The organism is Lysobacter sp. CA196 (assembly GCF_052078695.1).
Taxonomy (GTDB): Bacteria; Pseudomonadota; Gammaproteobacteria; order Xanthomonadales; family Xanthomonadaceae; genus Lysobacter.
This window is the reverse complement of sequence record NZ_JBQJIN010000012.1, coordinates 37,448-49,479: the sequence shown is the minus strand read 5'-3', so window position 1 is coordinate 49,479 and position 12,032 is coordinate 37,448. Positions and strand designations below refer to the sequence as shown.

Here is a 12,032-nt window from a genome sequence, read left to right as displayed (position 1 = left end):
TGGAGCATCCCCGCGTATGCATCGCTCGCGCGGGCTTGTGCCCTTGCAAGGAAGGCCTTTTCTTTGGTTAGCTTTGACCGAAGGAACTCCCTGTGGGACTTTTGGGCCAGCAAAAGAAAGTAACCCGGCCGCGTCAGCGGACGGAAGCTTTGCACTTGCTCGATCGAAACGCCGGAAGCCGACGGCACGCGGTCGCGACTTGCGTCGCTCCTACCCTAGAAGCGGCGACCACGACGCCACAATCTCGTGCCGCTCCCGGCTGAAGCCAGGGTAGGAGCGGCGCAAGCCGCGACCACGCTGCGACGGTCTTGCGGCGCATCTCTCAAGCAAGATCTAGATCAAACGCCAAAAGCTTCCGCCACTAAAGCGGCGGGTTACTTTCTTTTGTCTAAAGCAACAAAAGAAAGGTAACCAAAGAAAAATGCTTTGTTTTGAATCACCAGCCCGCACGAGCGGTGCATGCGCAGGGCTTTTTCATACGGGACATCCCTGTCCCGATGAAAAACGGCCTGCATCCATGCAGGCCGCCCTCCGGGTCTTCGATGGCCTTCGCGAGTGCTCAGCTACGCACAGCAACAGCAAAATCACTCCGGCAACGGCAACGGACAACAGGCAACGAGGCTCGTCGCGACTCGCTTCAGTCGACGATCGCGTGCGGCACGAAGCGCGAACTGTCCTGGGTGATCGGGCCGGCGTCTTCGCGCAGGCCGATGCCGGCGGCCTGGTCGGCGACGACCCAGCTGCCGACCAACGGGTAGTTGGCGGCGCCGGCCGCGTCGTCGAACCGCGGCAGTGCGTGATGGGCCTGGCGGATCGTCGGCGCATCGCGGTAGGGGCCGTCGCTGCTGAGGCGTTCGCCGCTGGCGGTGACCAGCTCGATGTTGGCGCCTTCGCGCGAGAACAGCGGCTTGCGTACCCAGCCCGGCGGCAAGGCGATCGCCGGGGTTTCGTCGAAATGCGCTTCGAGCAGGTTCGGATGGCCGCGATGACGCTCCCACAGCAACGGCAGCACGCCCTTGTTGCTGAGGATCGCCTTCCACGCCGGCTCGATCAGCTGCATCTGCGAGGCGGCGAGCTTGGAGCCGTATTCCTCGACGAACATCCATTCCAGCGGGTACAGCTTGAACAGGGTGCGGATGACCCGGTCGTCGCCATCGGTGAACCAACCCTCGGCGCTGATGCCGATGCCTTCGATGCTGAGTTCCAGCGTTTCCACGCCGGCTTGCTCGGCGCAGTCGCGCAGGTAACGCACCGTGCCCTGGTCCTCGGCCGACCCTTCGACCGCGGCGAAATGCACCGGCGTGGCGATGCGCTGGTCGCGCGCAAGGGTCGCGAAGGTCTCGATCAACAGTTCCTGGATGCGGTTGTACTGATCTGCACTCTGCGCCAACACCTTGCGTTCGACGCTCTGCTCCAGCCACAGCCACTGGAAGTAGGCGGCCTCGTACAACGAGGTCGGGGTGTCGTAATTGAGTTCATAGAGCTTGGCCGGGCCGGTGCCGTCGTAGGCCAGGTCCATGCGCCCGTACAGATGCGGCTCGCGACGGCGCCAGGAGTCGCTGATCCAGTCCCAGTACGCCGGCGGGATCGCCAGCCGGGTGAGCAGTTCATCGGACCCGGCGACTTCGTCGACCAGGTCCATCGCCATGTCGTGCAGTTCCTGGGTCGGCTGTTCGAGATCGTCCTCGATCTGCTTCAGGCTGAAGGCGTAGTACGCCGACTCGTCCCAGTACGGCGCACCGTCGATGGTGTGGAAATGGAAGCCCAGCGACTGGGCCTGATCGCGCCAGTCGGGGCGCGGCGTTACCGCGATGCGTTTCATGCTGACTGCAGTCCGCCGGGTTGCGTATCGATGGGGGTGCCGATGGGGGCGTTGGAGACCGGCTTCAACCGCCGCGACCGCCGCCGCGACTGCTGCTGCCGCCGAAACCGCCGCGTGCCGCGGCGCTGGAGCCGAAGCCCGAACGCGAGACGGTGACCGCGCGCGCCGGCAGGGCGGTGTTGCCGTACTTGCCGTAGACGGTGCCGCTGTTGCTGCTGACGCGTTCGCCGCCCGGGCGCAGATAGCCGCCGCTGCGGTAATCGCGGTACAGCGGCGAGACGCCGCCGATGCCGTAGTAACCGCGCGGCTGCATCGCCTGCGACAGGGCGTAGCCGATCAGAAAGCCCGACATCGACGGCATGTAGCTGTGGCTGCCGCCGGTCGGGTTCTGCGGTCCGGACTGGCAGGCGCCGAATTGTTCGTTGCACTCGCGCTCGCTCTCGAAGCGCGGCGCCAGCTTTTCGTGCTCGACCAGGGCCTTGTAATAGGCCGCTTCGCATTCCGCCGGCGCGATCTCGGTCTGCACTTTGCACTCTTCCAGCGAGGTCAGGACCTTGCCGCTGGGTTCGTCCTCGCAGCCGGTCAGCAGCGCCGGCGCCGCGACGGCCATCAGCACCAGCTTGAGGTTGCGCGATCGCTTGCTCGTGAGGGCAGAGGTCATGGCGGCGCTCACGGGGTCATGGCGGCGGCGTTGATCAGGCCGACGCTGATCGACACGCCGGCCGAGAAAATGCCGGCGGCGGTCTGGTTGAGGGTGATCTGCTGCGACAGCTTGGGCGCGACCAGGCGCGCGAGCAGGAACGCGAACAGTTGCACGATCACCGATACCGCGCCCCAGATCGCCGCGTCGATCAGGCTGACCGAGTTGGAGATCGCCGAATGCAGCGGCAGGGCCAGGCCGATCAGGGTGCCGGAGAACGCGGTCGCGGCGGCGGTGTTGCCCTCGCGGATCAGGCTCAGTTCGCGGTGCGGGGTGATCAGCAGCACGGCCACGGCCGCGGCGATCAACACGCCGATGCCGATGCCGGCGTAGGCGAGGAAGTTGAGGAAACTGTGAGCGGTGATCGGGGCGTCCATGGGAATCCTTGCGGCGGCGGTGAGGTGGCGGCTCAGGTGATGTCGAGATCGGCGGTGGTCAGGTCCAGGCCGATCGCATAGGTCACGCAGAACTCGTTGGGGCCGTAGTCTTCGGCGGTGACCAGGAGGAATTCCTCGCGGTCCAGCTCGACCACGTCGCGCCGATACAGCATGGCGTAATGGGTGAGGTCGTCGTCCTTGCGCGGCGGGTCGTGGCGGTACAGGACCTCGTCGTAGACCACCGGCGGCACTTTATCGGCCGCGCCTTCGTTGCCGAACTCGCGGTACCAGGTGCGGCCGGCGTAGTCGATCTGCGCCGCGCCGAGGTGGCGATGCTCGCCGATGAAGCGCTTGAACTCGGCCTGGCTGGCCGGGTTCACCGTCTCCAGGAACACGAAGGCCTTGATGCCCTCGATCTGGCCGCTCGCGGTGCTGATCTGCAAGTAGCCGTCTTCGTCGAGATAGAAGCGATGCAGGTCGTGGCCGCCGCCCAGGTCGATATGGCCGTAGCAGGGAATGCCCTGATGGCCTTCGGGCAGTTGCACGCTCCACGCCTGCGGATGAGCGCGGAACATCATCGTGTCGAAACTGACCCGGCCGTTGATGCGCAGGCCCAGCGGCAACTCGTGCGCGAACGGCGCCGGCGCCGAGGCGGGCGCTTTCTTGCCGCCGAATAATCCGTCCAACCAACCCATCTGCGTTCTCTCAGGTGGCCGCCAGCGATGCCCACGGCACGCGGCGGCTGTCGATGCGTGCGTCGGCAAGGTAATACAACACGCTGCCCGGCGCGATCTCGACATGATCGGCCGGATTCAGTATCGGCGCTGCGCTGCGGCCGTCGCGGAAGCCGATCCACAGCGCCGATTGGCTGCGGAACGCCCCGGCCAGCTTGCTGGCGATCACCGGCACCGCATCGGCCGGCACCTGCAAACTGAATTGGGTCGGGCCGCCGGTCGACAGCCATTCGCCGGCGACCAGCGAGCTGCCGGCGTCCTGCACCGCGCGCGCGATCACGTCGACGTGCAAGGGCCGCGTGCATTCGACGTGCGGGTAATGACTGCGCACCAGCCCGGCGACCGCGGCCGACTCGAAATGCGCGACCAGGTGCGCGGCCGGGCGATGCGCCATCACCGCGAACACCGCCGCCAGCGAGCGGTCGTCGTTGTCGGCATGGACGATCACGCGTGCGGCGCCGGCGATGCCGGCGCGGGCGTATTCGCCACAATCGGCATAGGACGCGGCCGCGACGAAGCGTATCTGGTCCGGCAGCGGATTCTCGGCCAGGCCTTCGGCGACCAGGACGATGCCTTCGTCGTCGGTGTGGGTGTCGGCCAACAACAGCTGCACCAGCCGCACCGACTCGCGTCCGTGCCAGCCGACCAGCACGGTGTGGCCTTGCATGTCTTCGTAACTCATCTTGCCCACCTGATGGCGCTTCCAGAAGTGCAACAGGCTCGCGCTGGTCTTGGCCAGCACCGAGGCGAACAGGGCGACCGCGCCCGGCATCACGAACAGGGCGACGACGTAGCGTCCGGCCGCGCTGCCCGGCGACAGATCGCCGTAGCCGATCGTGCTGGCCGTGGTCATGTAGTAGTAGACGAACGCGTCCCAGCCCAGCAGCTTGTCTTCGCCGGCCCAGGACAACAGCAGCCAGGTGCCGCTCATGTGCAGCACCAGCGCGGCCGCGACCACGCCCCAGCTGATCCGGCGCAGATGGCCGCGCATGAGGCGATAGAATTTGCCGATTACGATCATGTCAGCGGGTTACGTCCGTGTGCGGGTGCAGGTGGTGTCATTAAGGCCGTCATCCCACCCTGGCACGGATGACGATTCGAAGCCGACTGCCTTCAAGTCGTCATCCCCGCGTAAACGGGAACGCAACCCGGAGCCGAGAGCCATCGGATTTTCGTGCGAGAACGCCCGAGGTCTGTGCGGCCCGGCCAGGGCGCACAGCGCCCTGGCGCTCATGGATGCGCGAGCCACTGGCTCGCAAGCCGCATCCATTCACCCCCTCCTGCGCGGGGATGACGGGCAAACGCAGGGCAGCCGACAAATCGACCTGTCGCGACCGAACCGCCGAACGAATTCAGTGGACCGGACGACCGCCGACGGCGAGCGAATGCCGCCGACCGCCGCGCAAGCGGCTCAGTTCTTGCGCTCGACGTGCTCGGCGTCCTTGATTTCCACCGCCGGCAGCGACAGCGGCTCGTGGCTGAGCTGCTGCACCGGCTTCTCGCGGAAACGCTCGAGGATGTTGTCGACGCTGGTCGATTCCGGCAGCAGGCCGGCGCTGGCCAGGCGAGCGTTGAGGTCGCCGTCGCCGCTTTCGGATTCGAGCTGCGCCGCCGCCTGCAGGCGCGCGCCGCGTTCGGCCTGGCGGGTCTGGATGCGTTCCAGCGAGTCCAGCGCGGTGGTGACCTTGCCGGTGGCGCCGGAGTGGCGCGCGGCGACCGCGGTCTGGGCGCGCTGCACGGCCTCGGTGGCCTTGACCGTGTCGACCTGCTGCTTGACCCGGGCCAGCTTGCGCTCGGTCGCGGTGATCGCGGTCTTGAGCTGGGTGATGCTGGCGTCGTAGCTGGCGATGGCCTGCTCGTCGTTCCGCAGGTCGGTCTCGACCGTGGCCAGGCGCTCGGCGACTTCGCGCGCCAGCGCTTCGTCGCCCTTGCGCAGGGCGCCGGCGATGTAGGTCTCGTACTCGGCCTTCTTGGCGAAGCGGTCCTTGCTGCGGTTGGCCTGCAGCTGGCGCTGGGCCATGACCTTGGTCAACTCTTCCTTCGAGCGGATCAGCTCGTTACCGGCGTCGCGGATTTCCTGGTCGAGGATCTTGAGCGCGTTGGCGTCGACCACGGCCTGACCGGCCTCCTGGGCGGTGCCGCGGAACAGGGTCAGGATTTTCTGCAGCAGGCTCATGCGGTCACCAGAAAGGACTTGAGGGCTTCCACCGCGTCGATCGCGTTGTCGGCCAGGGTGCGGATTTCGAGTTCGATCTGCTCGGCGGTGGAATCGGGCGCCATCTCGCCGAAGACGATGTAGACGTCGCGCTCGTTGATCGTGGTCAGACCGAGGTTGGACAGCGGGTTGACCGGGTTCAGGCGCAGGCAGGCTTCGTTGAAGCCGGCCGCGTCGGCGACCTGGGCGGCTTCGACCAGCGGCGTGGAGACGAAGATCTCGCGGTCGGTCAGGGCGATGGTGACGCCCAGGTCGCCGCTTTCCGGCAGGGTCACCTGGATCGCGCCATCGGCGGTCGGCACTTCTTCGACGTTTTCGCCGCCGAACGAGGCGGCCAGTCGGGTCAACAGTTCTTGCGTGGTCCAGCGGGACATTAGGGCGGTCCTTGAAGGTAAAGGCGGCGCGGAAGGTAAGACTTGCGCGGGGAGCGTCCGGGTCGCGGGCGACGAAGGAGGCGGTCGGCTGCCCGTCCCTGGCCCTGCGATCATCGTCCGTGACCGTGCTCGTGGATCGTGCAGGTTATAGGGGCGGGCGGTGACCGGCGCAAGGCGCACAGGTCCCGGCCGGCGCTCCGACGAGCGTTACTGGGGCGCAGGGCAAGCCCGCGCGGCCCGGAGTGAGATAAACTGTCCGGCGGAACTACCCGACCGGCATTCCCGGCCCGCGGCCCTGCATCGTCAAGCAGAAGGCCGGCGGGGTCGTCTCGGCGGGTCCGTGCAGCGGCCGCGCCGATCCCCGGTGCGGCCACGTCGATGGCTTTAGTGCACCCGAACGGGGGCACGCAATAGGTGGATCGTGCGCAATTACGACCTCGAATTCCTGAAGAAATTCTCGATGGTGATCGGCTTTCTGATGCTGGTGACCCTCGGCCTGATGATCGCGGCCTACTTCGTCCACCACCAGTTGCCGCAGGAAGTCGACCCCTCGGCGGCCAAGCGCACCGAGCACCGCATCGGTCCGGTCGGCGCGGTCTACGCCGGCGCGACCGGCGCCGCCTCGCAGCAGGCCGCGGTCGCCGCAGCGGCGGCCAAGGCCGCTTCGCAGGTCGCCTACGGCGGCACCCTGGACGGCAAGGTCATCTTCGACAGCCTGTGCGCGGGCTGCCACAAGTCCGGCGCCGGCGGCGCCCCGACGATGGACGCGGCGCATTGGTCGGCGCGCATCGCCCAGGGCAAGGACACCTTGCACAAGCACGCGATCGAAGGCTTCACCGGCAGCGCCGGGATCATGCCGCCCAAGGGCGGCAATCCGGCCCTGACCAACGAACAGGTCGCCTCGACCGTCGACTGGATGCTCGAGAACGTCAAGTAAACCGCGCTCGCGCAGGTTTGCCAGACGCCGCCTCCGGGCGGCGTTTGCATTTGAGGGTCGAACCGCCGCCTCCGGGCGGCGTTTGCGTTTGAGGGCCGGACCGCCGCCTCCGGGCGGCGTTTTCGTGTGCGGGCCCGGCGCGTCGGCCTTGGCCAAGGTTTCGGCAAAGGCTGCCGCCCGAGGGCACACGACGCCGCGCCGGCGCGCTGCCGATAATGGCCGCTCCCACCGCCGCCGAGCCCGCCATGACGCGATTCCGCCCCGCCCTCGCCTTCGCGCCCTGTCTGCTGCTGGCGGCCTGCGCGAGCGTGCCGTATGCGCAACGCGGCGCCGGCGCGCTCGCGATCGGCGCGGTCCAGGGCTCGGCCGCGACCAGCCCCTGGCTCGATCGCGAGGCGACCGTCGAAGGCATCGTCACCGCGGCCCTGCCCGCTGCCGACGGCGCCCCGGGCTGGTTGCTGCAGGACGGCGGCGACGGCGATGCCGCCACCCCGGACGCGATCTGGATCACCGGCGCCCAGGCCGCCGCGCTGACGCCCGGGCAAGCGCTGCGGGTCAGTGGACGCGTCTACGAGGGCGCGCTCGCCAAACAGGGCCGGCTGACGGCGATCGAGGCCGAACGTATCGAACCGCTTGGGCGCCGCAAGGTCATGCGCATGCCGGCCGCGGTGACGATCGCCGAGGCCCCCGACTGGCGCCGTTTCGAAGGCATGCGCGTGCGCATCGCCGCACCGCTGACCCTGGCCGAACGCGACGCCGAACGCGGCACCGTCACCGCGTCCTTCGATGGCCCGATGTGGCAACCCGGCGAGCGCGCCGCGCCCGGCAGCGACGCCGCCCGCGCCATCGCCGCCGACAACCAACGCCGCCGCCTGACGCTCAGCGGCGACGCGGCCACTCTGACCGCGGCTATGTTCGCCGCGCGCAGCGGCAGCCGCCTCGATGCGGTCGAAGGCGTGGCGGTGCCGATCGACGGCAGCCATGGTCTGCGCCTGAGCGCGCCGCCGGCCGTGCAGGCCGCGCCGCGTCCGCAGCCACCGCAGGTCGCCGGCGACCTGCGCATCTCGGCCTTCAACCTGGAAAACCTGTTCAACGGCGACGGCCGCGGCGAAGGCTTTCCGACCCCGCGCGGCGCACGCACTGCGGCCGAATACCAGGCGCAGCTGGCCAAGCTCGTCGCCACCATCCACGCCCTCAACCCCGACGTCGCCGCCTTGATGGAACTCGAGAACGACGGCTACGGCCCCGAATCGACCCTGGCCGAACTCGTCGGCGCGCTCGACCGCGCCGACGCCGCCGATGGCGGCGCCCAGGACTGGCGCTATGCCGCGCCGTGCAAGCAACCCTGCGCCGCGCAGCAACGCGGGCCGGGCAGCGATGCGATCCGGGTCGGCCTGATCTATCGCGGCTCGCGGGTGGCCGCGCGCGGCCTCGCCGCAACCCTGGAACAGGGGCCGTTCGGCCCGCTCGCACGCGTGCCGATGGCCCAGGCCTTCGCCGCGATCGGCCGCGACCGCGCGCCGGGGCCGGTGTTCGTGGTGGTCGCCAACCATTTCAAATCCAAAGGCTGCGGCAAGAACGCCTCCGGCGCCGACCGCGACCAGGGCGACAGCGCCTCGTGCTGGAACGCTTCGCGCAGCGAATCGGCGCGACGCCTGGACGCCTGGCTCAAGACCGACCCGACCGCGGGCGGCAGCGCACTGACCATGATCGTCGGCGACCTCAATGCGCATGCGCAGGAACAACCGCTGCGCGAGCTGTACGCGGCCGGCTGGCAGGACGCGTTCGCGGTGGCCAAGATCGACGCACCGTATAGCTATGTCTACCAGGGCGAGCTGGGCCGTCTCGACCATGCCCTGCTATCGCCGGCGCTGGCCGCACGCTTGCGCGGCGCAGCCGAGTGGCACAGCAACGCCGACGAACCCGAGAGCGCGGGTTATCGCGCCGGCGGCACGGGTCCATGGCGCAGCTCCGATCACGACCCGGTGCTGCTCGGTTTCGAGCTGGCGCCGCGCTGACTTCGGCGCCGACACCGCCACACGCTGTCACACACACACAGGCGTAACACCCCGCTCACAGCGCCCCGTATCATGAGCGCATGAGCATTCCCGCCTTTCCCAGCGACGCCTCCACGACGCTGACCCTGCCGGGTCCGGCCGGGGCGATCGAGATGATCGTCGAGGCCGCCGAGACCGCGCCGCGGCCGGTCGTGGCGATCGTCTGCCATCCGCTGCCGACCGAAGGCGGCACCATGCACAACAAGGTCGTGACCATGGCCGCGCGCGCCCTGCGCGAATCCGGCGCGGCCACGGTGCGTTTCAATTTCCGCGGCGTCGGCGGTTCCGAAGGCGAGTTCGACGAAGGCGAAGGCGAATGCGAGGACCTGCGCGCGGTCGCCGCGTGGGTGCGTGCGACACGTCCGGACGCGCAGCTGTGGCTGGCCGGTTTCAGCTTCGGCGCCTATGTCTCGCTGCGCATGGCCGACGAATTGCAGCCCAAGCTGTTGATCTCGATCGCGCCGCCGGCCGGCCGCTGGGACTTCGACCGCATCGCACCGCCGAGCGGTTACCCCTGGCTGGTGATCCAGGGCGAGGCCGACGAGATCGTCGATCCGAACGCGGTCTACGCCTGGATCGAAAGCCTGCACCAGCCGCCCGAACTGGTGCGCATGCCCGACACCGGTCACTTCTTCCACCGCCGCCTGATCGACCTGCGCGGTGCGATCAAGCATGGCGTGCGCGCCCACCTGCCGCCGGAAATCGCCCCGGACCTGTCTTGAGAACCATGTCTATGCTGCCACTGGCCCTGAACCTCGGGCGGCGGCCCGGCTGCGCGTCGCGGTTGCGCGCGGCGACACGTCGCGACCACCGGACGCGGCGTTCGCGATGACCGGCAAGACCCCTTCCCAGGCCTATGCCGAAGGCGTCGCGCGCGGCGACTGGAGCGAGGACCCGGCGCAGCGCCCGGCCCTGCGCGAACTCGACCGCATCCATGCCGGCGTGCTCGACCCGCCGTCGCAGGGCCTGTTCGATCGCCTGCGCGGCAAGCCGCGCGACGGCGTGCGCGGGCTGTACCTGTGGGGCGGCGTCGGCCGCGGCAAGACCTTCCTGATCGACCTGTTCTACGAGCAGCTGCCGATCCGCGAGAAGCGGCGCACCCACTTCCACCGCTTCATGCGCGAGGTCCACGCCCAGCTGCGCGCCCACGCCGGCGAGAGCGACCCGCTGGCCAAGATCGCCCGGCAATGGCGTGCGGAGCTGCGGGTGCTGGTGCTGGACGAGTTCTTCGTCATCGACATCGGCGATGCGATGCTGCTCGGACGCCTGCTCGATCGCCTGTTCGCCGAGGGCGTCACCCTGGTGACGACCTCCAACACCGCGCCGCCGAACCTGTACGCCGATGGCCTGCAGCGCGAGCGCTTCAAACCCGCGATCGAGCTGATCCAGCGCCACTGCGAGGTGCTGCTGCTCGACAGCCAGCAGGACTACCGCCTGCGCGCACTGACCCGCTCGCCGGTGTACCGCGCCCCGCTCGACGCCGAATCCGACGCCTGGCTGGGCGGACGCTGGAAGGAACTGACCGCGGCCTGCATCGCCGAGGCCGGCCCACTGCGCATCGACGGCCGCGACATCCCGGTGCGCGCGTTAGCCGACGGCCACGCCTGGTTCGACTTCGCCGCCCTGTGCGAAGGCCCGCGCGCGGCCGGCGACTACATCGAGATCGCGACCGAGTGCCACACCGTGCTGGTCGGCGGCATCCCGCTGTTCGACGGCCGCAACGACGACCCGGCCCGGCGTTTCATCAACCTGATCGACGAGTTCTACGACCGCCACGTCAACCTGGTCTGCACCGCGGCCGACGCGCCGACCGGGCTGTATCGCGGCCACCGCCTCGGCGGCGCGTTCGAGCGCACCGCCTCGCGCCTGATCGAGATGCAGTCGGCCGAATACCTGGCGCTCGAACACCGGGGCTGAGCCGCCGGTGTTATCCACAACGCGGCGCCGGTACTGGCACATTGCCGGCGTCGCAGCGGCCGCGCAAGTCGCGCGCGCGGAGCGTCGGCAACCGCACGGCGACTGAACCGCATTGCGACATCGCGACGACCGCGCCGGATTGCGTCACAGATTCGCGCCGCGCCTCGCGCAAACCGTCGCTGCGATGCCGCAGGAACCCGTTCGAGCCGTGTTTTACAGGGCTTTTCGCTAGAAGCGACGAGCGGCGCGAAACATCGAAGGACGCGCAAAACCCCTCATTCGCAAGGGATTTTATCGCTTCGGCACGGGCCATCCGGGGCGCGCGTCTGAAAAACAGCCACTATTTGCGTCGAAAACTCTTGGCGGCGCGTCGGGCTTGCCCTACATTCCGCCATGCCGAGGGGTTATCCAGGCAACCCATCCATTCAACGAGTGCTACCGGAAAAAACTATGGCTACGAAAAAAACCGCTGCAAAGAAGAAGGCCGCTCCGAAGGCCGCTGCGAAGTCCGCCGCCAAGACGGCTGCTCCGAAGCCGATCAAGGAAGTGCTGAGCAAGTCGGGCCTGGTCGCACACCTGGCTGAAGTCACCGGTGTCGTCGCCAAGGACATCCGCGCCGTGCTCGGCGCGCTCGAAGGCGCGGTCCACGCGTCGGTCAACAAGAAGGGCGCGGGCGCTTTCACCCTGCCGGGCCTGCTGAAGATCACCGCCGTCAGCGTGCCGGCCAAGCCGAAGCGCAAGGGCATCAACCCGTTCACCAAGGAAGAGCAGTGGTTCGCCGCCAAGCCGGCCACGGTGAAGGTCAAGGTCCGTCCGCTGAAGAAGCTGAAGGACGCTGCGGCCTGATGCCGCGGGATGCGGCGCGCCCTGGGCCGCCGCATCGCGTACTGCCAACGCCG

The 12,032-nt window shown here is 68.5% G+C and carries 12 protein-coding genes; 5 read left to right on the top strand and 7 right to left on the bottom strand.

Annotation, left to right across the window (positions count from 1 at the left end; genetic code table 11):
* Positions 1-637: 637 nt before the first annotated feature.
* The 7 genes from ACTOWK_RS12650 to ACTOWK_RS12620 form a co-directional block, all read right to left on the bottom strand.
* Complete coding sequence (locus ACTOWK_RS12650) at positions 638-1,822, bottom strand: glutathionylspermidine synthase family protein (protein WP_441330509.1); 1,185 nt, start codon at positions 1,820-1,822, stop codon at positions 638-640.
* 64 nt (positions 1,823-1,886) lie between these two features.
* Positions 1,887-2,483 carry a DUF1190 domain-containing protein gene (locus tag ACTOWK_RS12645; protein WP_441330508.1) on the bottom strand — a complete coding sequence of 199 codons (597 nt, stop codon included), beginning with the start codon at positions 2,481-2,483 and terminating at the stop codon, positions 1,887-1,889.
* An 8-nt stretch (positions 2,484-2,491) separates the two neighbouring features.
* On the bottom strand, positions 2,492-2,899 hold the full coding sequence (locus ACTOWK_RS12640; protein WP_031372564.1) for a DUF350 domain-containing protein: 408 nt from the start codon (positions 2,897-2,899) through the stop codon (positions 2,492-2,494).
* Positions 2,900-2,931: 32 nt separating this feature from the next.
* The gene (locus ACTOWK_RS12635; protein WP_441330507.1) at positions 2,932-3,594 is read right to left on the bottom strand and encodes a DUF2491 family protein; all 663 of its coding nucleotides are present in this window, start codon (positions 3,592-3,594) and stop codon (positions 2,932-2,934) included.
* A 10-nt stretch (positions 3,595-3,604) separates the two neighbouring features.
* Positions 3,605-4,654 (bottom strand): potassium channel family protein, encoded by a 1,050-nt coding sequence (locus ACTOWK_RS12630; protein WP_441330506.1) that lies wholly within the window; start codon positions 4,652-4,654, stop codon positions 3,605-3,607.
* 390 nt (positions 4,655-5,044) lie between these two features.
* Positions 5,045-5,809, bottom strand: a complete 765-nt coding sequence (locus ACTOWK_RS12625; RefSeq protein ID WP_441330505.1) for a PspA/IM30 family protein — start codon at positions 5,807-5,809, stop codon at positions 5,045-5,047.
* Positions 5,806-6,222: a YjfI family protein gene (locus ACTOWK_RS12620; RefSeq protein ID WP_031372568.1), complete on the bottom strand. Its 417-nt coding sequence runs from the start codon at positions 6,220-6,222 to the stop codon at positions 5,806-5,808. The genes ACTOWK_RS12625 and ACTOWK_RS12620 overlap by 4 nt, the downstream gene beginning before the upstream one ends.
* Positions 6,223-6,643: 421 nt before the next feature.
* Between ACTOWK_RS12620 and ACTOWK_RS12615 the strand changes: the two genes are divergently transcribed.
* From ACTOWK_RS12615 to ACTOWK_RS12595, 5 genes are all read left to right on the top strand, one after another.
* On the top strand, positions 6,644-7,159 hold the full coding sequence (locus ACTOWK_RS12615) for a c-type cytochrome (protein WP_441330504.1): 516 nt from the start codon (positions 6,644-6,646) through the stop codon (positions 7,157-7,159).
* A gap of 245 nt (positions 7,160-7,404) precedes the next feature.
* Positions 7,405-9,177 (top strand): ExeM/NucH family extracellular endonuclease, encoded by a 1,773-nt coding sequence (locus tag ACTOWK_RS12610; protein WP_441330503.1) that lies wholly within the window; start codon positions 7,405-7,407, stop codon positions 9,175-9,177.
* 80 nt (positions 9,178-9,257) lie between these two features.
* Positions 9,258-9,938, top strand: coding sequence for an alpha/beta hydrolase (locus ACTOWK_RS12605; protein WP_441330502.1), 681 nt, complete (start codon positions 9,258-9,260; stop codon positions 9,936-9,938).
* Between the two features lie 106 nt (positions 9,939-10,044).
* A complete protein-coding gene (gene zapE / locus ACTOWK_RS12600; RefSeq protein WP_057970548.1) occupies positions 10,045-11,133 on the top strand; it encodes a cell division protein ZapE in 1,089 nt (362 codons plus the stop codon).
* A 450-nt stretch (positions 11,134-11,583) separates the two neighbouring features.
* Entirely contained in the window at positions 11,584-11,979 is a 396-nt protein-coding gene (locus tag ACTOWK_RS12595; RefSeq protein WP_057919768.1) for an HU family DNA-binding protein, read from the top strand.
* Positions 11,980-12,032: the final 53 nt, after the last annotated feature.

Bases quoted from the DNA above. Each gene is read 5' to 3' on its own strand.
- ACTOWK_RS12630 (WP_441330506.1), bottom strand. From the start codon at position 4,654: ATGATCGTAATCGGCAAATTCTATCGCCTCATGCGCGGCCATCTGCGC.
- ACTOWK_RS12645 (WP_441330508.1), bottom strand. From the start codon at position 2,483: ATGACCTCTGCCCTCACGAGCAAGCGATCGCGCAACCTCAAGCTGGTG.
- zapE (WP_057970548.1), top strand. From the start codon at position 10,045: ATGACCGGCAAGACCCCTTCCCAGGCCTATGCCGAAGGCGTCGCGCGC.
- ACTOWK_RS12610 (WP_441330503.1), top strand. From the start codon at position 7,405: ATGACGCGATTCCGCCCCGCCCTCGCCTTCGCGCCCTGTCTGCTGCTG.
- ACTOWK_RS12620 (WP_031372568.1), bottom strand. From the start codon at position 6,222: ATGTCCCGCTGGACCACGCAAGAACTGTTGACCCGACTGGCCGCCTCG.
- ACTOWK_RS12635 (WP_441330507.1), bottom strand. From the start codon at position 3,594: ATGGGTTGGTTGGACGGATTATTCGGCGGCAAGAAAGCGCCCGCCTCG.
- ACTOWK_RS12640 (WP_031372564.1), bottom strand. From the start codon at position 2,899: ATGGACGCCCCGATCACCGCTCACAGTTTCCTCAACTTCCTCGCCTAC.
- ACTOWK_RS12625 (WP_441330505.1), bottom strand. From the start codon at position 5,809: ATGAGCCTGCTGCAGAAAATCCTGACCCTGTTCCGCGGCACCGCCCAG.
- ACTOWK_RS12595 (WP_057919768.1), top strand. From the start codon at position 11,584: ATGGCTACGAAAAAAACCGCTGCAAAGAAGAAGGCCGCTCCGAAGGCC.
- ACTOWK_RS12650 (WP_441330509.1), bottom strand. From the start codon at position 1,822: ATGAAACGCATCGCGGTAACGCCGCGCCCCGACTGGCGCGATCAGGCC.
- ACTOWK_RS12605 (WP_441330502.1), top strand. From the start codon at position 9,258: ATGAGCATTCCCGCCTTTCCCAGCGACGCCTCCACGACGCTGACCCTG.